Origin of the sequence: Hymenobacter norwichensis DSM 15439 (assembly GCF_000420705.1) — a bacterium.
Taxonomy (GTDB): domain Bacteria; phylum Bacteroidota; class Bacteroidia; order Cytophagales; family Hymenobacteraceae; genus Hymenobacter; species Hymenobacter norwichensis.
Genome location: NZ_ATVL01000014.1, coordinates 24,109 through 42,246, shown reverse-complemented (window position 1 = coordinate 42,246; position 18,138 = coordinate 24,109). Strand labels below are relative to the sequence as shown.

21 protein-coding genes and 1 pseudogene are annotated in these 18,138 nt (G+C 54.8%); 11 read left to right on the top strand and 11 right to left on the bottom strand.

Features of this window, described 5'->3' with window-relative positions; all coding sequences use genetic code 11:
- Positions 1–51 precede the first annotated feature (51 nt).
- The gene (locus tag G536_RS0125010; protein ID WP_169515167.1) at positions 52–882 is read right to left on the bottom strand and encodes a serine hydrolase domain-containing protein; all 831 of its coding nucleotides are present in this window, start codon (positions 880–882) and stop codon (positions 52–54) included.
- 355 nt (positions 883–1,237) lie between these two features.
- On the opposite strand from G536_RS0125010, the gene G536_RS32405 reads away from it, so the two are divergent.
- From G536_RS32405 to G536_RS0124995, 3 genes are all read left to right on the top strand, one after another.
- Positions 1,238–1,705, top strand: a complete 468-nt coding sequence (locus G536_RS32405; protein ID WP_026880568.1) for a hypothetical protein — start codon at positions 1,238–1,240, stop codon at positions 1,703–1,705.
- Positions 1,706–2,858: 1,153 nt separating this feature from the next.
- Complete coding sequence (locus tag G536_RS0125000; RefSeq protein WP_022826348.1) at positions 2,859–3,272, top strand: hypothetical protein; 414 nt, start codon at positions 2,859–2,861, stop codon at positions 3,270–3,272.
- Positions 3,273–3,586: 314 nt separating this feature from the next.
- Positions 3,587–3,967 carry a hypothetical protein gene (locus G536_RS0124995; RefSeq protein ID WP_026880567.1) on the top strand — a complete coding sequence of 127 codons (381 nt, stop codon included), beginning with the start codon at positions 3,587–3,589 and terminating at the stop codon, positions 3,965–3,967.
- Positions 3,968–4,314: 347 nt separating this feature from the next.
- Here G536_RS0124995 and G536_RS0124990 read toward each other — a convergent pair whose 3' ends face one another.
- From G536_RS0124990 to G536_RS32400, 3 genes are all read right to left on the bottom strand, one after another.
- Complete coding sequence (locus tag G536_RS0124990) at positions 4,315–5,223, bottom strand: helix-turn-helix domain-containing protein (RefSeq protein ID WP_026880566.1); 909 nt, start codon at positions 5,221–5,223, stop codon at positions 4,315–4,317.
- Positions 5,220–6,194 (bottom strand): NADP-dependent oxidoreductase, encoded by a 975-nt coding sequence (locus G536_RS0124985; protein ID WP_022826345.1) that lies wholly within the window; start codon positions 6,192–6,194, stop codon positions 5,220–5,222. Before G536_RS0124985 ends, G536_RS0124990 begins: the two co-directional genes overlap by 4 nt.
- A 253-nt stretch (positions 6,195–6,447) precedes the next feature.
- Positions 6,448–6,684 carry a hypothetical protein gene (locus G536_RS32400; RefSeq protein WP_157530948.1) on the bottom strand — a complete coding sequence of 79 codons (237 nt, stop codon included), beginning with the start codon at positions 6,682–6,684 and terminating at the stop codon, positions 6,448–6,450.
- 113 nt (positions 6,685–6,797) lie between these two features.
- On the opposite strand from G536_RS32400, the gene G536_RS0124975 reads away from it, so the two are divergent.
- A complete protein-coding gene (locus tag G536_RS0124975) occupies positions 6,798–7,112 on the top strand; it encodes a hypothetical protein (protein WP_022826343.1) in 315 nt (104 codons plus the stop codon).
- Positions 7,113–7,660: 548 nt separating this feature from the next.
- Positions 7,661–8,662 carry an LGFP repeat-containing protein gene (locus G536_RS31905; protein ID WP_211223359.1) on the top strand — a complete coding sequence of 334 codons (1,002 nt, stop codon included), beginning with the start codon at positions 7,661–7,663 and terminating at the stop codon, positions 8,660–8,662.
- Positions 8,663–8,895: 233 nt separating this feature from the next.
- Here G536_RS31905 and G536_RS0124965 read toward each other — a convergent pair whose 3' ends face one another.
- Positions 8,896–9,090, bottom strand: a complete 195-nt coding sequence (locus tag G536_RS0124965) for a hypothetical protein (RefSeq protein ID WP_022826341.1) — start codon at positions 9,088–9,090, stop codon at positions 8,896–8,898.
- Positions 9,091–9,320: 230 nt separating this feature from the next.
- Here G536_RS0124965 and G536_RS0124960 point away from each other — a divergent pair, with 230 nt between their 5' ends.
- Entirely contained in the window at positions 9,321–9,839 is a 519-nt protein-coding gene (locus tag G536_RS0124960) for a hypothetical protein (protein WP_157530947.1), read from the top strand.
- A gap of 206 nt (positions 9,840–10,045) precedes the next feature.
- Here the strand turns inward: G536_RS0124960 and G536_RS0124955 are convergent, their stop codons facing one another.
- The 5 genes and pseudogenes from G536_RS0124955 to G536_RS29830 all read right to left on the bottom strand — a co-directional run bounded on the left by G536_RS0124955 (position 10,046) and on the right by G536_RS29830 (position 12,076).
- A complete protein-coding gene (locus tag G536_RS0124955; RefSeq protein ID WP_022826339.1) occupies positions 10,046–10,708 on the bottom strand; it encodes a T9SS type A sorting domain-containing protein in 663 nt (220 codons plus the stop codon).
- Between the two features lie 16 nt (positions 10,709–10,724).
- Positions 10,725–10,856 carry a SprB repeat-containing protein gene (locus tag G536_RS32835; protein WP_245575889.1) on the bottom strand — a complete coding sequence of 44 codons (132 nt, stop codon included), beginning with the start codon at positions 10,854–10,856 and terminating at the stop codon, positions 10,725–10,727.
- A gap of 87 nt (positions 10,857–10,943) precedes the next feature.
- Positions 10,944–11,000: pseudogene (locus tag G536_RS33125) on the bottom strand (SBBP repeat-containing protein); the annotation flags it as partial.
- 33 nt (positions 11,001–11,033) lie between these two features.
- Positions 11,034–11,414, bottom strand: a complete 381-nt coding sequence (locus G536_RS29835) for a hypothetical protein (RefSeq protein WP_157530946.1) — start codon at positions 11,412–11,414, stop codon at positions 11,034–11,036.
- A gap of 266 nt (positions 11,415–11,680) precedes the next feature.
- Positions 11,681–12,076, bottom strand: coding sequence for a putative immunity protein (locus G536_RS29830; RefSeq protein ID WP_022826336.1), 396 nt, complete (start codon positions 12,074–12,076; stop codon positions 11,681–11,683).
- 417 nt (positions 12,077–12,493) lie between these two features.
- Between G536_RS29830 and G536_RS0124935 the strand changes: the two genes are divergently transcribed.
- From G536_RS0124935 to G536_RS0124925, 3 genes are read left to right on the top strand one after another with little or no spacing between them, the layout of a single operon-like run.
- Positions 12,494–12,796, top strand: a complete 303-nt coding sequence (locus G536_RS0124935) for a transposase (protein WP_026880557.1) — start codon at positions 12,494–12,496, stop codon at positions 12,794–12,796.
- Positions 12,793–13,671 (top strand): IS3 family transposase, encoded by an 879-nt coding sequence (locus G536_RS0124930; RefSeq protein ID WP_071837818.1) that lies wholly within the window; start codon positions 12,793–12,795, stop codon positions 13,669–13,671. The genes G536_RS0124935 and G536_RS0124930 overlap by 4 nt, the downstream gene beginning before the upstream one ends.
- 29 nt (positions 13,672–13,700) lie before the next feature.
- On the top strand, positions 13,701–14,690 hold the full coding sequence (locus tag G536_RS0124925) for an IS110 family RNA-guided transposase (RefSeq protein WP_022826335.1): 990 nt from the start codon (positions 13,701–13,703) through the stop codon (positions 14,688–14,690).
- A 769-nt stretch (positions 14,691–15,459) separates the two neighbouring features.
- Here the strand turns inward: G536_RS0124925 and G536_RS0124920 are convergent.
- Entirely contained in the window at positions 15,460–15,897 is a 438-nt protein-coding gene (locus tag G536_RS0124920) for a hypothetical protein (protein WP_022826334.1), read from the bottom strand.
- 597 nt (positions 15,898–16,494) lie between these two features.
- Between G536_RS0124920 and G536_RS0124915 the strand changes: the two genes are divergently transcribed.
- Positions 16,495–16,755 carry a hypothetical protein gene (locus G536_RS0124915; RefSeq protein WP_022826333.1) on the top strand — a complete coding sequence of 87 codons (261 nt, stop codon included), beginning with the start codon at positions 16,495–16,497 and terminating at the stop codon, positions 16,753–16,755.
- Positions 16,756–16,887: 132 nt separating this feature from the next.
- The gene (locus G536_RS0124910; RefSeq protein WP_022826332.1) at positions 16,888–17,097 is read left to right on the top strand and encodes a hypothetical protein; all 210 of its coding nucleotides are present in this window, start codon (positions 16,888–16,890) and stop codon (positions 17,095–17,097) included.
- Positions 17,098–18,138 lie beyond the last annotated feature (1,041 nt).

Here is an 18,138-nt window from a genome sequence, read left to right as displayed (position 1 = left end):
CAGCAGGACGCGGCCATCGGCAGTATGTCCTTCGTGCAGAAAAAACTGTACCTACTGCGTCATGTTCGCCGCCGAGGCGCTCAGCGAGCCGGCCGCACCCGGATAGATGGGCAGCAGGGTCACGGCTTGGGAGTGCCCGTCGCGGTAGCCGTAGCCCTGCGCCATGCCGGGTCCCGGGGTGATGTGCAGCGCCGGGGTAGCATCGGGCATGGCCAGCGGGCGCAACAAGTGTTCAGTCAAGTACTGCTCGTAGGGCTGGCTACTGAATTTTTCCAGCAGGTACCCCGCTACTTGGTAGCCGGGGTTGGCATAGCTCATCCGCTCGCCGGGCCGCCAGCGGCAGTGCAGTTCACGACGGAAGATGGCTAGCGCCGCCTGCCCGCGCGGGTCGGTAGGGGGCGGGTTATAGAGGTGGTTGAGGGCCATATCGTCGAAGCCGGCCGTGTGCTCGAGCAGGTGGACTACGCGCACGGGGTCGGTGGCTTCCCACGGATTGTCGATCGGAACTTCGGGGGCAATTTTGTGTACCTCGTCGCTCAGGTGCAGCTTGCCCTGCTCGATGAGCTGCAGCAGGCCGGCGGCCACGAACGTTTTGGTGACCGAGCCGATGCGAAAGCGCGTGTGGGCCGTCACGAGCCGCCGGGCAGCAACATCGGCCAGCCCCAGCCCGCCTTCGAACAGCACCGAGTCGTGGCGGACCAGCGTAAGCAGTAGCCCGGGAATGTGCTCGCGGGCCACCACGACCCGTAGCGAATCTTGGAGTTGCGCGAGTGAGTGGATGGGCGGGACACCCAGCTGGGCACTAGCTGAGGCTATCAGGCCAGTCAGCAGCCAGGCCAGATCGTGAGGAGCAGCTTCTTCAAGAAGGAGGGAAGGAGACAAACGATGGCCCAACAGGCACAACGGGTAGACACGCCAGAAATTAAAAAAATAGCACCAATTAATATCCAAGTAATTCAACAAAAGTGACCTGTTTTTCCAGCTGCGGCCCACTATTTCCGCTTAGCGCTTCACTGTACTTCAAATCATCCGTTGTTACGCTACCGTTGCGCTGTTTCCTTGCTAAAGTAGCTACCCGCATAGAAGTTATCCCGCGATAAAATTCTTGAATGCAAGGGGGTACCGCCACGTTCCTTTCCTCCCCGTCATAGCTTCCTTGGACACCTTGCAGTTGGTGGTTTGTAAGATGCGAATTGAGAAAAGCACCTCGTAACGTTTAAGGAACGTTACGAGGTGCTTGCCTGGCGCACTTTTCGTCCGCACAGGAGCTTCGTTTGCGCATTCCCGGCAGAAGAACAACGTATTTGCTGCCTGGACGCCGAACCAGTTCAAGCAAACCACTACTGGTGTCGATCTAACGATCTATTTGCTTTGGGAAGAAACCCATAATTGGTGGAGCCTTGAGTTTGTTGGCTCTGCTACAGGCATGAGCACGTATTTCGAGACTGATAGCAATACGGTCGCCTCGAACTACTTAGGCTCGCTGCCTGCGGGTCAGCATAATCTTTATTACGACGCTATTTACGGACCTACTGCCCTGTTTGATGTGGATGCCGGGTGTAATCATGGTTCCAAATACCTCAACGGTAATTATGGCTCCATCTTCGGCTTTACCATCAGTGACGATTACAACGTCATTGAAATCGAAAAAATCCAAGCAAGCAGTTCATGTAGCATTATGAACGTTGCCAACGCGTATGCGTGAGTTGACCTGAAGGATCCGAGCTATGAAACAACAAAGCCCCCCTCGACCACTCGGGTGAGGCTTTTGCTTTCGCCTATTAGCCAATAGCGTCGTGGCCAGATTGTTTTATTGACTATTAGTTAACATAGAATAACTATAAACATTAAACTTGCCTTATATATTTACATCGCTGTATAAGTGCGACTAGAAAGGGTAGTGGGATGAGTCAAGATGAGTTGCAGTCTATTGTCGTGTTTGTTCTGCCCTGGGCCGGCTTGCCTATTGGGGCGCTCATCACCCTTCTTCGCCAACACTACCAAGGTCGGAGGTGCCGCCAACGCTTACTCGAGAAACGTCTTGTAGCTGTTTCTCCTCCCAACTACTCTATGTGGGCACCTTGCCCGGAGGCCTGGTACAATGAGCAGTTCACGTTACCCTTGGCTCAACGGTCGGTGAACTGGTAACGGCTCAATTCATTGAGCGAGAAGTTAATGAAGTTGACCGACTCCTATTTCTTACCCACCGGATCAGCTACCCAGTGTCGGAAGCCAAGCAGTATGTTTACGCAGCAGGGAAGAGGGGCAAGGCTTTGTGATATAGAGAACCCGTTTGGTTAGCCAAACGGGTTCTGTCTTTTTCAGCTGTATAAGAATAGGGTCACCCTCCAGACAGCCATTTAGCACGGGCACCTAGCTTTTTCGTACTTATACAAGCCGACGCCTACTGGTCTACCCATGAGAAACTATTTCACTATGCTCTGTTCGCTTATGCTACATAGCGAATCAAAGATTGACAAGTATGAGCGAACGTCCTGTGTTGAACCCCTGCCTTTTTATATCATAGCACATCCTTCGACGAGCCCGAACCCTGTAGTGGCCGCGTAGCCCAGTCGTGGATAGGAATACTACTCGCTATATAGACTAGTGTCCCAAAAGTCTCATTCCCACTTTTGAGACTTCTTCTGTTTTCGCAGCAGAAAGCAGATTTGCTTTCTGCTGCCAAGTCCAACAGGGAAAGAATCCGCTTAATAAGCGCAACTTGCTCGCCCAGGAGAAGCGAGTCGTGATGAGAGGCATTTCTACTCTCGCCTAACACCCTTGTAAACACGGTAAATGAGATGCTTTTCGGGTCTTTTTTAGGTAACGTGTGGTAGCTTTGTCCAAAGCTATTTGCTATGCCGACGACCGGTCATTCCGTCTATTTTGAAAACGCCATTGGGCGCATCACCGAGGACCCGAACGAATATGCCTTCGTCCAGTACTACCCGGTTCCCCGGCAGCTCATTGAGCTGCGGGCCCTGCTCACGCACTTAGGCCAGTTGCTGCTACGGCGGGGGTGGCACCGTGTTTTAGTGGACATGCACCTGATTCCCCCGCTGTCGGAGGCCGAAAAGACCTTGCTCACGCAGGACTGGTATGGCGGCAGCATTGCACGTCCCGCACAGTTGTGCACCGCCTTCTGGATGGCAAAGGATGTGATTGCCCGACTCTCCGTTCACGAAATGCAAGCTGAGGCGCGCAAACAGCAGAATCAGTCGAACGCGTTTGCCAGCTTGGACGAGGCCCGCGCTTATTTGCTTGCCTGTTAGCGATGGCGCTGTGCCGGCTCGGGCCGGTAGGATCAGACATAGATAGAAGCCTTAACTATTCTGTAGGCAACGGACAAGGTAAAGGAGTAGGTTGCGGACGAGCTTGCTGCTTGACTGTAAAAACATGCCCGTTCACTGCAAAAAACCGGCAACTCAGCAATAAGTCCGGCAGCCGGCTCAGCCTTGCCCTATCCTTGTATTGTCAACGGGGCAGCAAGGCCACCCAAGCAAGACGAATCACTCGCTTGACGCTTTACTCCAACTACTCCAACTACTTCAATCTTCAACTCCGCTTCAGTTACGCGCTTACTACCATGGCTTACTCTACCAACACCCCCGCCGGTCAAACCGTACAAGAAATCATTGATTCGCTGCCGGGCCTGATGGCCGTAGCCGTAGTTGACATCCAATCGGGCATGGCCCTGGCCTCGCACAGCACTACCCCCGGCCTCAACCCCGAAACGGCGGCTGCCTACAACACGGAAGTGGTCAAGCAGAAGCAAAAGGCCATGTCGGCCCTGAAGCTGCAAGGCGAAAAGATTGATGATATCCTCATCACCCTCACCAACCAGATTCACCTCATCAACCTGACCGACGACGGCAAGAAGTTCATCTACTTGGCAGTGAACTCGCGCAACACCAACCTGGCGATTGCCCGCGACGTGTGCCGCCAAAGCGCTGAACTGCTCAAATAATCAGCATTTATCAGGCGTATTCATAGAAAGAGCTGTCCCCTAGTGGGGCAGCTCTTTCCTTTTTTCGACCACAGGGCAGACAGCACACGTCTCATTCCCAAAAGTGAGACTACTGCTTTTTAAAGCTCACTCTCCACTCAAGTACAGAATCCGGTTTTGGATTCTGCTATACCACCCTCACTCGGTTGTCTCATGTGTTTCAATTCTTACGAATGAGATGCCTCCTATTTAAGCAAGTGACCAATTTAAGCAAGTGACCAACTTCTCGAAAGCGTATAGCCACTTGGTATACTCTCGGAAAGGTGTCGCACCTATCTCATTACCACTTTCCTACGGGCCTTGTTTTATCACGGAAAAGCGGCTCGAAATTCCCGCGGCGACAAGTTGGTTTTGGCCTTGAAGAGCTTGCTGAACGAGGGCACATGCTCGAAGCCAAGTTCGTAGGCAATTTCGCTTACGGTTCGAGAGGTAGTCGATAATTTTTCCTTGGCTTTTACAATCAACTGAGCATGAATATGCTGCTGTGTGTTTTGCCCCGTCACCACGCGCAACAGGTTACTCAGATACTTGGGCGAGAGGTGTAGGCAGTCGGCCACGTAGTGCACCGTGGGCACGCCTCTTTCCGGTAACTCCGGACTGTTGAAATACGTGTGCAGCAGGGTTTCCAAGCGGGTGAGCACCTCATGGTTAGCCTTTTCGCGGGTAAGGAATTGCCGGTGGTAGAACCGATCGGCGTAGTGGAGTAGGCTGTCCAGATGCGACACAATAATCGGCTTGCTGAACCGGTCGATGGTGGACATATATTCCTGTTGCATCGCGAAGAGCAGGGTCAGCATAGTGGCTTCTTCCCTCGCTGACAGGAATAGAGACTCTTTGAGCGAATACTCCCAAAAATCGTACTGCCGAATGGTGGTGGCCAGCGGCGTATTCCACAGAAAATCAGGGTGAATATAGACCACCCAGCCGGATTTTTGCACTTCCTCGGCCGCGTCGGCTACGGCCATGCTAAACACTTGGTGAGGCGCCATAAATGAAAGTACCCCCTCGTTGAAGTCGAACGGCTGCTGCCCGTAGTGGACATGCACGTTGCGCATGCGCTTAATGGAAATAGAGTAAAAGTCAAAGACCATACTCGTCGGCTGCTGTCCGTAGCGGTGCGGCACGGTGCTCACGTCCACCACGCTCAGCAGCGGATGTTGAGGTGGAGGCAATTGCACAAAGTCGTGGAACTCGCTGATCATGGAAAAACGCCTCATGCCAAGTCGTCGTCAGCGTGTACTTGCAAGATCAGTTTGCCCCGTACATGCCAGGTCTGACTTTCGCGGTGGGCGTCGGCTACCTGCGCCAACGGAAACACTTGGCTGATGAAAACTTTCACTTGCCCTGCGTCGATAAGCTGCGCAATTTCCTGAAGCCACGCCTGGCGGGGCTGATTAGCGGAGAGCACACCCGTGACGTGCTGCTGGGCCAAAGCTGCCTGCACCGCCTCGTCGAAGGGAAAATCGGTGTTGACGCTAACGAATATGCCGCCCGCTTTCAGTGCCGTCAGGGCTTTCACGCGGGCCACGTTGTCGCGTACCGGTGAGGCCTCCAGCACCACGTCGACATCGCGCACCATTTCTTCTACTTGCGGGCTCCGGTAGTCCAGTACTTCGTCGGCCCCCAATTGTCGTAGGTAATCCAGATTGCCAGCCGACGCAGTGCCAATGACATACGCGCCCTTGGCCTTGGCAAATTGCACGGCGAAGCTGCCTACGCCGCCCGACGCGCCTTGAATCAGGACGCGCTGGCCTAGCTGCAGCCGACCGTGCTCGAAGAGGGCGGTCCAGGCCGTGAGTCCAGCTAGCGGCACGCCGGCCGCCTCCAAGAAGCTGAGGCTTGCGGGCTTGTGGGCAAACTGGCTGGCTTTGGCGGCGCAATACTCGGCGTAACTGCCGTCGCCAGGAAAGTTGGGTTCGCCGTAGACGGCATCGCCTATCTCAAACCCGGTGACGGCGCTGCCCATGGCCACGACCACCCCGGCGGCATCCCAGCCCAAGGTCATCGGCAGGCGCAGGTAGGCCCGCAAGGCATCGTTGCCCCCTTCGCGCACTACCCAATCGACCGGGTTGACGCCGCTGGCAACCACCTGGATGAGCAGTTCATCGGCGGCTGGCTCCGGCCGGGCGACGTCTTCTAGGCGCAACACCTCGGGGCCCCCAAAGGCATGGATTCTGACTGCTTTCATACAGAGCTGTGTTTTGATTGCTGAACAGCACAAAGGTTGATCCCGACTGACGCAGAAAGTTTAACCAAAATGCCCTTTATGTTAGCCGAAAGGACACAGTGTAATATCTCTTGCTATGCATTGGAACTCATAAGCAAGAAGAGATGCTTGTGTTGCTTTTTTCTTCTCTTCTGCCCCTGATTTATGGTCCGTAAAATTCACAGACAATGCGCATCGACTTGAACACCTTAGCATGAGGTGTGAGGTGGTCCGATTATGCTGGACAGTTTAGGGTGCTAAGTGGCAGGAGCTGTTGATGAGCGTGATACGCCGCCTGGTAGTCGATGCTAGCAGGCAGTCGCTCGTGATTGCAGCAGTCAAAATAGTCGGCCACGCTGCGTTGCGCATCGGTCAGGTCGGCAAAAACGGGCCGTTCGCGCCGTTCGAGTACCTCCGTTTCCAAGCGCGACCAGAGGCTTTCGGCTATGAGGCTGGAAACTAAGAGCGCCAACGAATAACAAGCCCTACTGCTGTGCTCCTACAGAGAAAGTAAGGCGCTGCTGGTTGGTAATTCGCTAGCTTGAGTGCCTAGAAGACAACGCTGCAGAGTACGCCGTATTCGATGTGCAATTCGTAGAAGTACACAACGAAGCACAGGTGCTGGTGCATGCCGGCCTGAGCCAGCAGAAGGCAACTACCAAGCAACGACTGGAACAGGCGCTAACCGAAATCTACAAGCAGTATCAGGGCACCGCCGGCTTTCGACGATTCGGGCGGGCTACGGTGGTCAATGCCTACCTCTTTACGTCCGAAGAACTGGGTAGAAAAGGCCCCTCCGCTCCTATTGGTTGGCTTTGGAAAGGTCCTAAGGATGCTGAATCCAACATGAGCATTGACGAGGTGATGCTGGCAGACGACGTACGGGCGTGGGACGCCTAGGAATGGAGGAAGGATACGGCCGGGTTTCACCAACTGAACCGCTCGTTTTTCGATTGAGGACTTGCGTTATGCAGCTTCCACAAACGGGTTAGCAAGATCGAGCGGAAATGCCAGCAGCAAGCAGATATGCACTACTCAGGCTTCGGGGTAGAGCATGCGCTTTATGTGGCGGAATTACTAGCCGCTGCCACGAACGAAGTAAAAGCCGTGCATAATCTTGACGATGACCTGTTGTATCAAGTACAGGGGTTTGCCCGCGTGCATTGCAGTCCGTAGATGCTACACCAGAAAGCTTTAGTCAACCCAGCGAAGTCCGGCTATTTGTCGGGCTTCCTCTTTGCTAGGGGGATCTTAAAGGCTTATAGGCCATATGAAAAACACGAAAGCAATGCCCTACTGCACGCTATGCTTCGGTCAACTACGCTGCATTACCGTCCTTCTATGATTAATCACAATCTGCTGTATACCACATGTTTATGCGATATGCTGGTGTTGGTGAGTGGCCTATCTTGGCCTCCCTGATTATTTCCTCAACCAACCCCATTTTTATGAGCACGCTTCAATTTAACATGGCCAAGTTAGGCCAGCAACTTACCGGCTGGGACAAGAAAAACGGTACCGCGGCCGAGTACACCAGTGCCGATAGTAACTACCGCACGTACAAACCCACTGTTTCTCCCACCCCTACCGGCGGCCTATTTATCTCCACCAAACTGGATCATATCCGGGGCATGGCCGCTGATGATCATGCCCAGGTGGAAATGGAGTTCGCCGCCAACGGCGTGATTATTTCCTCGCGCGTCGTGATGGCCATTCAGGGCCGGACCAGCCTAGATACGGGACTGATTGCCGGGGCCGCTGGCGCGGGAGGTACCGCCATCGGAGGCCCCGCCGTTGGCGCCGCCGCCACGGCCATTGCCGAGTTATCGGCCAAGATCCTCAACAGCCTCTCCACGTTCATTTCCAAGCTGAGCGAGACAGGGGGCCGCGCCAACTTTCCGGCCGTGGTGCGGATGAACATGAACTGTATTTATGCTTCGCTGATCATGCCGACGCAGTTTGCCGTGGGTGGTGACATTGGCAGTAAGTGGGCCGCGCTTGGTGGAGCCTCCTCCTTCCTGGGGCAACCGCTTACCAATGAACTAACTACTCCCGACGGCATAGGCCGTTACAACCATTTTCAGGGCGGTTCCATCTACTGGACGCCACAGATAGGGGCACACGAAATACATGGCTCAATACGGGATAAGTGGGCCTCCTTAGGGTGGGAACGTTCCTTCCTGGGCTATCCATTGACCGATGAAATGACTACTCCCGATGGCAAAGGGCGCTACACCCATTTCCAAGGAGGTTCGATTTATTGGACGCCGCAACTGGGGGCGCATGAAATACACGGGGCCATCCGGGATAAATGGGCCTCACTAGGGTGGGAACGTTCCACTTTAGGCTACCCGGCCTCCGATGAGGAAACCCAGCCCGGCGGCCGAGTGAGCCGTTTTGAGCGGGGACGAATTGCCTGGACGGCCGCCGGTGGTGCCGTAGTCAAGTAAGTTAGCGCACTACGCAACTCGCTTCCCCGTGGTGGTTTTACCAGTGGACACTACTTACGGTTGATAAGATTATCAATCGTAAGTAGTGCCCACATTTAGAGATGCTGTACCACCCAAGAAAGGGTGTCCGTTGGAAAGGACACCTTTTCTTGGGTGGTACTAATTTTTGCTGGATGGCGGCGGAGTAAAAGTATGTTCTCGTCCGTTTATGGAAAACGACCTCTGGCAGCGGCCTAGCGCGCCTCCCGCAACGCTGGGCTTTTGGAGTAGTATTTCGTGCTGATCTTGTAGGTCATAAGCACCAGTGCCAGCAGCGCTGCCAGCACCACGAGGATACGCTTTAGGTCGGTGTCCATACTGCGAAACCAAATGGTGGCCACGAAGCAGATACCAAGAAAGTAGCCAATCCAGAGTAAGGGCGGGAACATGGTTTGGAGTGAGAGGGGCTTTAGGCTATCTGCTATACTAACTGAATCTTAACAACAGTCTGCATTGCAGTAAACTCTTTACGTAGGGTGTCGAGCATGAGGTTGGAGGTGTTGCGCTCCAACTTGTAAATATGTTCCCTCTTTTCCACTAACGGCCTTTCTGCAGAGCAATGGTGCAACCTTCGGGGTCGGACCAGTCTCCTGCGGAAGAACCTTTTCGTTTTCTGTTTATGCGTCGCATTTTTTATTACTCCTTCCTCGGCAGCCTCGTCCTAGCTAGTGCCACCGCTTGCACCAAAGAGAAGGCAGAACCGCAAGCTGCCTCGTTCTTCCACGTAACCCAGGATGGAACGGTCTGGGAGGAAAAAGGCACGGCTATCTACGACAAGTCCTTGGCTTCCTTTTCCGTGTTGAGCAGTAAAGCCGCTGAGGCCGGCCAAACTCAGACGTTGTACCTGGGCTTTGTAGTGCCGAACCTACGAACACCCGTCGCGGCGAGTCCGATCAGTCTAGCGTGGCGGCAACTGGTGGGTGAAGATAGCGAGACGAATCAGTACAGTAATGTCACGGTTCCCACGGCCTCAACGCTGCAGATCACGCGCTTGGATACGGTACAAAAAGTAATTGAGGGGCGGTTCGACGCGACTCTTATCCGCAATGGGCGCTATAGCCAACAAGCAGAGGCGATGCAGCTGAGCGAGGGATCCTTTCGGATTAGCTACCAAGATGCCCCCATTCGGCCGCAGTAGCAATGCCCCAACCAACTAGCTCAGAACTTGTGTGCACGGGTAACGCGCAACACAACAAAGCCCGGTCATTGGCCGGGCTTCTTTCTTCTACCAACGTTTGATAAATTTATCAGACGTTGACGACTCAACTGTGAGAAGGCTATTGAAGCAAAAAGTCCCGGTACTTAGATAAGTGCCGGGACTTTTGCTGTTGGCCGATTAAGCGCTTACTTGCTGACGAGCAGGCGCTGGTTGGTAACTTTACCATTGGTGATGAGCTGGCAGTTGTACACGCCACTGGCCAGCGGTTGGCCGTTCAGCGTCACATTGTAGAGGCGGTTGCCTTCTACCTGCCCATCATAGAGCGTGGCTACCATTACCCCAAGCTGGTTGTAGATCTTCACCTGCGCCGTGCCGGCCTGCGTCGGGCGAAAGGAGACCGTGGCTTGGTCGGTTACCGGGTTCGGATACGCCTGTAGTAGGTTCTCGTTACTGAAGCTGGCACCTGTTGGGCCGTTGCCGCTCTGGCTAGCCAGATTACTGGTACAGGTGGCGTCGGCTACCACCACCGGCGCCGTATTATCCACCACCACTACCGTGACCGTTTCGTTGGCCGAGTTGCCGGCGTTGTCAGTTACCGTTAGCGTCACTTGATTCGGACCCACGTTGGTGCAGGTAAAGGTGCTGGGTTTGATACGCAGTGAAGCAATGCCACTACACGCATCGGTGCTGCCATAGTCCACGTCGGCCGCTTCAATCGTGCGTGTACCGTCGCTGTTCAACGCCACCAAGAAGCCCGCGGCCCGCACCACGGGCGGCGTGGTGTCCAGGGTGCTGGTCGAGACGGTCACTTGCTGGCTGGCGGTGTTCTGAGCGGCATCCGTGACCAAGACCGTGTGTACCGGCTTACAGGCCGCTGAGGTCTTTACTCGTGGCGCTAAAGCCGTTAGGGCCACTCCAGCGGTAGCGGTAGGGCGCTACGCCGCCGCTGACCGTTAAATCGATAGTGCCGCCGGTGCCACATCCGGCATTCGTCACGGTCGTGGTCAGGGTAAGAGGCGTGTCGCTGGATTGGGTGTATTTAACCGTCAGGTAGTCGGTGGTCGTGTTGTTAAGCAGAGAAGATCCGGTGACATAGACATTGCCCGTAGCGTCCAGGGCAATACCTGCGGGCGTATCCTCACTTCGGCTGCTGGACCCATCGTAGTAGGCTTCCTATTCCGGCTGGCCACTGCTGGTATACTTCACGGTGGCATAATTGGTGGTATTTGAATTGTCAATCGTCGTGCCTATCACGTACACGTTGCCCGCCCCATCCACGGCCACCTCCACGGCTTCGTTTACCGGGAAGTTAGGGCCATTATAAGTGGCCGTCCATTCCCGACTGACCGACGCGGTAATGCGGGCCGCAGAGTGGGGAGTCGGGGAGTTCAACTGCCCTGCCGAAGTGAGCCGCACGGGGCCTTTGGGCAATAGATTGGGGCGGCCGACCTGCGGGGCGCTGACGGGCAGCGGACTGCCTAACCGAGCCACGGCAGTGAAGGCTAAGGTCCAACAGCTTGCCAGTAGCAATAAACGGGTAAAGGATGATACCATAAAAGAGAAGGTAGGAGTAATGATTTTTTTAGAAATACTTGCCTTATTCTGAGAATAAAGAAGCAACTATTCCTAGTCATATCCAGCTCAACCGTAGCGTTTTTCAGCGTGTAACTGCAGCAATTCTATTAGGTCAACCAAATTTATTGCCTGCGTACAGGAGCGATACTACTCTAGTGATACCACTGGAATGAGCCGTATAGCCAGTCTTGTTCGGGCTCCTTATTCACGACAGAGCCCAGGTATTGACCGGGCCTCTGGCTTCCCTATGATGGATCGTTTGTGGGGGTGTCTGAGTGTTCGCACGTTGCCAACGCACTTGCTTTCGCGGCATAGCTCACAACGTGGGGAGCATGCGTATACATATGCGCGACGGCCGCTGCTTGACCAGCCGCGCGGGCAGCGGCCACGGCGGCCGGCTGACTAGCGGTGCGGGCGGCCGCATGGGCCGCGAAGGCCGCTTGCCGACACGCCATCATGCTGGCCTGCCCCTGTACCCACTCGCGCAACGTAGCCAGCGCGAGGCGAGGCCGCGCATCATCAGGATGCATCTGCTCAAAGAAAGGCAACACTCGTTCGGCACAGGCGGCAGCTTCGAGCGCCAGCGCGTGGTGCTCCGGCAAGAGCGGGTTGACAAAGGGTTGTTTGGGAAGGGTACTCATGTACTTGTCAACTATGCCAGCGTGGGAAATGCTGTTTTACCGGGAGGAAAGCGTAATCGAAGTGTCCCTTCGAGGTACTTGCACGGTAGTCTCCCGCCAACGTGGGCGTCAGCAAAATGACGACCGACGACCGACGAGTTACGCCTTGAAACGCTCACTTGGCTGCATGTAGTACGCGTGCCCGTGGAACTGGTCCTGTTCGGGCTGTTTTTGTACAAGGTCGTTCGGACCTGATGACCTTTGAAGGCCGCAACTGGGATACCCTGTCGGGCCTGAGTGCACCACTGGTCTATTATGCCGTCTTCCGCTGGAAGAAACTAGGCCGCACTGCCTTACTCGGGTGGAATATTCCCTGCTTGGGCTTATTGAGGTGGTCTAACTATACCGCACAGAAACAGGACGTATATTTCCTGAGTCATGAGCGCAAAAAGCAGCAAGTCCACGCCGGATAGACGGCGCAAATACGATGACGCCTTCAAGGCGGAAGCCCTACGCCTAGCCTCGGAAAGCCGGAGCACGCAGGCCGCCGCCCAGCAATTGGGCATTAGCCCCAAGCTGCTTTACCGCTGGCAGCAGGCCCAACTCGTGGCCGAAGTGGGCAGCGTGGAAGTGGCCCGCGACCCGGAAGTGCGCCAGCTGCGCGCCCAGCTCAAGCGGGCCGAGCAAGAGCTGGACATTTTAAAAAAAGCCTTGGTCATCTTTGGCCAGCCGACCCGGTGAGTACTTACCAGTACATCGCCCAGCGCGCTACCCAGGTGCCCGTGCGCCAGCTCTGTCAGGTGCTGCACGTAGGGCCGAGCGCCTACTATGCGTGGCAAAGGCGACGGCGACCGATGCCCGAGCCAGGTTGGCAAGTGGCGGTGCGCAAGCAGTTTGCGTGGCACTCCGCTCGGTACGGTACCCGCCGCTTGCGGGCCGACCTGCACGCCCTGGGGCACCCAGTGGGCCGCTGGCGCATCCGGCGCACGCTGGCCGCGGCGGGCCTGCGGGCCCAGCAGCCCCGCTCGTTTGTACCGCGCACGACCACCTCCGACCCGAACAGGCGGGCGGCCCCGAATCGTTTATTGGGCCAGCCGGTTCCTACGGCACCCAACCAGGTGTGGGTCGGCGATATCACGTATTTGCCCAAACAGGGCGGTGGTTGGCTGTATCTAGCCACCTGGCTCGACCGCTACTCACGCAAAGTCGTGGGCTGGGACGTGCGCGAGTCCATGCCGGAAGATTTGGTCATTGAGGCGTTGCGTCGGGCCCTGGCCGTGCGCCAGCCAGCGCCCGGGCTCATCGTCCATTCCGACCAGGGCAGCCAGTACTCGGCAACCAACTTCAAGGCCTTAGTGACTCGCTACGGAGCCGTACAGAGCATGAGCCGCCGCGGCAACTGCTATGATAATGCGCATGCTGAATCGTTTTGGAGTCGCTTAAAAACCGAATTACTCGCTGGCGGCAGCTTCCGCAACTTAAGCGAAGCGCGCCTGGAAATCAGTCACTATATCGCCTATTACAACGCGGAACGGCGGCATTCCGCCCTCGGCTACCTCGCCCCCAACCACTTCGAAACCCATTTTCAAACTGCGTCCCACCTCTGTGCGGCGTAGCTAGACCACCTCACTTTTCAGGTTGCGCTATGGATCCACATTCATTTCTTCCCGTTGTCGGCATTGACGTAAGCAAAGCCACGCTGGCCGTCTGTTTTCAGGTTGATCAGCAGCTCAAGCACTTGGAAGTGAGCAACAGCAAAGCCGGCTTTCAGCAACTGGTCAAGGCCTGCGGCAAGTACTGCCGGTTTGTGATGGAAGCTACGGGCACCTATAACCTGGCCGTGGCCTATTATCTGCACGAACAGGGTGGCCAAGTCGCCGTGCTCAACCCGCTCGTTATCAAACGCTTTATCCAGATGCACTTGAGCAAAGGCAAAAGTGACCGCAAGGATGCGCAGTGGCTGCTGCGCTATGGTCAGCAACAAGCGGTCAAGGTTTGGCAGCCCGAGGAGTCCCTATTGGTGGAGTGCCGGCAACTCGAGCAGGTCACCGAACAGCTACTCAAGCAGAAAACGATGGTTAGTAACTCATTGGAAGCCTTACAACGACAGCCGGTCATTAGCAAGGCAGCGCTGAAACGGCTGCAGCAACTCCAGAAGGCGCTCACCCAACAAGTAGAAGCGGTGGAAGCCGAATTACTAGCCTTGCTCGAACAGCGCTTTAGCGCCGAGATACTCCTGCTGTGCTCGATTCCGGGCATCGGACGCAAAACGGCGGGCATGCTCTTGCTCTTTGCGGGCGGTTTTACCCGCCTCGACAACTACCGTCAACTGATTGCCATGGCGGGCTTGTCCCCGCGCGAGCACACCTCGGGCACCAGTGTCCGCGGTAAGGTGCGGATTACCAAGATGGGCGGGGCCTTAATTCGCTCTAAGTTGTTCATGTGCAGCTTCGCCGCCAAGAAAAAGAACGCTGCGTGCCAAGCCTTATTTGATCGGCTCGTGACTAAGGGCAAGAACAAAAAGCTGGCGCTGATTGCCGTCTGCAACAAGCTGCTCAAGCAGGCTTTCGCTATCGTCAAATCGGGCGTACCCTATCAAGAAGATTTTACCTCAAAACTTGTCCTCAACTCTTGACTTTCAACACAGTTCGTGTTAAGCAACTTTCCCGCAAATAGTGCCAGTCAGCCGCCTATTTCTCGCTTCTATCTACCTAGAGTGCTCGGCATTTAGCACTATAACAGTCGCTCTATACCTCTCCCCCTTAATTGCTTTACAATGTGGTTAGCCTAAATAAATGGTGCCTTTTGCTCGCGCTACTGCCGGCATGTACTTCTACCGCTACGCAGCAGGAACAAGACGCAGAGCGGGCAGTACTGGCCTATATGCAGCAGTACGCAAAAGGGAACGGCACCCACTACGAGCCCGGTTCATTTGAAACGAATTCCTTTCCCTGCGGCAAAACTGGTCAATACCGGTGTCATCAGATTCGACATACCTATACTGTCACAGTAGAAAAAGGAGAGATTATGCAAGAAAAGCGCAGCTTCTATGTAGACTCTGCCGGGACAGTTCGCCTCGACTAGGTGCTCGTAGTAATGTCCGAGAAGTTATTTTTATGTCAAGTAGAATGCTCCTCTCCCTCCCCCCTTCTCGGGGCCCTGCCACCTGAAGCGGCTCCGGTCGCACCGCCTCGGCCAGCAGCCACTACAAAGCCAGACAACTGCTTTTTCGCCCGGCGTCTTTGTCAACGGCTCCTGTCTACACGATGTCGCGCTCGGCCTCCCGCCGCAACACGGGCCCCTGGCTTGCGGGCTCTTGGTGCCTGTCGGCCGTGAACCCCCGGGCCGACAGGGCTACTCGCCTAGTGGTACTTGGAGGCTAGCTTGCTGCCTAACCTCCGTGCTTACAGCCGCCGAGCCAGCGTTAGACTATGGGTGCGCAGCGTGCTAACACCTTCTATGCCATTTTGAATCGTAGACTTCACGCCTACCTGCCAACGCTGTTGGCTACCCAGACCCGCTTCGACACTCAGGGAGCCGAGGTAGCCAGCGTGTACTCCGTCCTGAGAAGCTAGCTTATAATCGGTGACTTGGCCGCTCACGCCGCTCACATAATCGAAGCTATTGCGCTTATAGTAGCCGGCAAAGCCCCCTGCTCCCAAGGCAAAGCGCACGCGCTTCTCACTACCGAACGGGTAGAAGAGTACCTCCTGTTCTACATAAGCGGCTTTGTAATTCTGTTGGGGAAGCTGTTTTTCAAAATCGCTCGTCGGTTTGCCTATTACGCCCACTAGGCGCCCGGCTAAGCCTAAGCGGCGAGACAGCAGCGGGGCATACTCCACGGAGAGGCGAGCACAGCGATAGTATTTATAAATATCATAGCTCGCGCCTAAGCCGAGACGGAGGTAGGCAACCTGAAAAGGACGTATCGCGACCGACGAGGCGGCCGCTGTCTGGGGGACCACTTGCGTAGCGGATGTCTGTGCCCATGTAGTATGGCTCGGGGCGAACAGAAAAAGGGAAAGAGCTGAGTAGAGGGCACGGTTCATAAGGCAAAAGGAAGATAGTATTAAGTATAAGTGAAAGAGTACCAGCATTGCAAATGCGTTGCAACAGTAGCTGACAAAATTGCCACCCACTCTTCTTACCAGCAATAGCACTGTTTCTTTTCCCCGAAAGCATACCCGTTAAAGACGTCAGTTGCCCAACGTATGGGTGTTCAAAATAGAGCCCTATGTCGAATGGTTTCGGTACCTGCGTCAACGCCCCGAAAACGCGGTTTTTCGGAGGTGTTTTTCATTAGGTAATCCGAACACGGTTCGTGTTAATCAGCTATTCCGTGTTAGCAACTGACGTGCTGACTGCCTAATTTCACTTTTCCTTTATACCAGACGGGTATTAATGGGCGTGTGTACAACGAACGATCCAGCGTTTATCCGATGAGAATCCAGGCCCTTGCTCATGTTGACAATCACGCGCTGCCTTGCACTGGCGAAGTGACCATCCGTTACCTCAATGAACAGCAAGCCTATGTGCAGTGGGAGTTGTGCCACGGCAACACCGTACTAGCTGCGAAGTCTGCGCCCTATTTTTGGCAGGGCAATCTGGAAAAGCTCCTCGATCAAGTCCTGGAAAAAATCACAAAGCACAGAATAAACCGGGTACATATCTTCACGGAGGTGACCTACAGCCACGAATAACCTACTGGCTTCTGTATAGCACGCTCTTGTGCACAGCAGCGCTTAACGGGATCTGACCCGTCGTTCGGGAAGACCGTATTTCGGGTTCGATTGGCAGGTAGTGCGCCAGCGTCTATGTCCTTATTACCCCATATGCTCACCGTCAAAGACTTTCCCACCATTCCGATGGGGTGGACCTTAACCTATGACGAGCGCTCCAATGGTGTCTATCAGGTACGCTTGACTTCTGAGCGCGGGCCACAGGTAGAAACTACGGGAGCGGCCGATCTAGAGCAGCTAGTGCTAGAGTGTATTAAAGACGCCAAGGCAATCGACGAGCAACTACAGCAGAAGTACGGCTGATCAACTGAAGCTACTGAACATAAAAGGAGTGGCTGTTGCAAAAGTCTGGAAGGTAGCAAAAAGCCCTACGTAAGCAGCCCCTTTCTGGCCACTGAACAGTTAACTAATAGCTTTCGCTGGGGCCGACCTGAATGGGCATCGACTTTTGCAACAGCCACAACTACTTATACGACAGAAATCGACACGTCTTATTTCACTTTACTGACCACAGCATAAGGTGCTGGTGTATACCCTTTTGACTCACCTAGCGTTAGCTACTTCAGATTTACTTTACTCTAGAAACTGATATGCCCTCATTCCCCTTTAGGCCTGTTTGTCCTTGGTTGAATCGAATCCTCTCGACGCTCGGCTGGACCCTGAGTTTAAGTTTGCTCAGCCATCCCGGGTGGGGGCAAGCGCCCCTTCTTGGCCCGAGTAGCTCGCCTTTTCGACTCCTACCTAATTATGAACCGGTGTATGCCTATGCGGAACGAATGCCCTTCTACCAAGACGGGGGGAGCGAGGTGCTGTTGGCGTTGATCCAACAGCACCACATCACGCGTCCTGCTGGGGTCAAGCAGCTATTTCTCTCATTTACCGTGGATAGACAGGGGAAGCCGACGCAACCGACCCTACGTACGGCCCCGAGTATTGGAAGCATACCCCCGAGTACGTACCAGGAGGTGACGCGCTTGTTTAATCGGATGCAAGATTTTGTACCGGCTCAACACCAGGGATACCTAGTTAGCGTCTCCCTGACGGTTCCTCTTCTGCCGGTAGAGGGTACCGCTAAAGTGGTAAGATAGGGTCGCTTCTTAGGCACCATGGATTGAGTTGTGAATGGTAATATTTACTTAACTAAAGCTGATGGAAGTCATTTAATGTTCCTGGAAAAATTGATTGACATAATTTGACTTCTCGGACAAACCTCGGGTTGGCTGCTGCGTCCAGCGTGGTACTTTTCAGCTACAAGGCTCCAATTAGGGTATTTTGTGAATTCGTCTCGCCGCTAAGTGCCTAGAAAACGAACTGAACAGTTAACTAATAGCTTTCGCTGGGGCC

Bases quoted from the DNA above. Each gene is read 5' to 3' on its own strand.
- G536_RS0125000 (WP_022826348.1), top strand. From the start codon at position 2,859: ATGCCGACGACCGGTCATTCCGTCTATTTTGAAAACGCCATTGGGCGC.
- G536_RS0124995 (WP_026880567.1), top strand. From the start codon at position 3,587: ATGGCTTACTCTACCAACACCCCCGCCGGTCAAACCGTACAAGAAATC.
- G536_RS0124990 (WP_026880566.1), bottom strand. From the start codon at position 5,223: ATGAGGCGTTTTTCCATGATCAGCGAGTTCCACGACTTTGTGCAATTG.
- G536_RS0124985 (WP_022826345.1), bottom strand. From the start codon at position 6,194: ATGAAAGCAGTCAGAATCCATGCCTTTGGGGGCCCCGAGGTGTTGCGC.
- G536_RS31905 (WP_211223359.1), top strand. From the start codon at position 7,661: ATGAGCACGCTTCAATTTAACATGGCCAAGTTAGGCCAGCAACTTACC.
- G536_RS0124965 (WP_022826341.1), bottom strand. From the start codon at position 9,090: ATGTTCCCGCCCTTACTCTGGATTGGCTACTTTCTTGGTATCTGCTTC.
- G536_RS0124960 (WP_157530947.1), top strand. From the start codon at position 9,321: ATGCGTCGCATTTTTTATTACTCCTTCCTCGGCAGCCTCGTCCTAGCT.
- G536_RS29835 (WP_157530946.1), bottom strand. From the start codon at position 11,414: ATGGTATCATCCTTTACCCGTTTATTGCTACTGGCAAGCTGTTGGACC.
- G536_RS29830 (WP_022826336.1), bottom strand. From the start codon at position 12,076: ATGAGTACCCTTCCCAAACAACCCTTTGTCAACCCGCTCTTGCCGGAG.
- G536_RS0124935 (WP_026880557.1), top strand. From the start codon at position 12,494: ATGAGCGCAAAAAGCAGCAAGTCCACGCCGGATAGACGGCGCAAATAC.
- G536_RS0124925 (WP_022826335.1), top strand. From the start codon at position 13,701: ATGGATCCACATTCATTTCTTCCCGTTGTCGGCATTGACGTAAGCAAA.
- G536_RS0124915 (WP_022826333.1), top strand. From the start codon at position 16,495: ATGAGAATCCAGGCCCTTGCTCATGTTGACAATCACGCGCTGCCTTGC.
- G536_RS0124910 (WP_022826332.1), top strand. From the start codon at position 16,888: ATGCTCACCGTCAAAGACTTTCCCACCATTCCGATGGGGTGGACCTTA.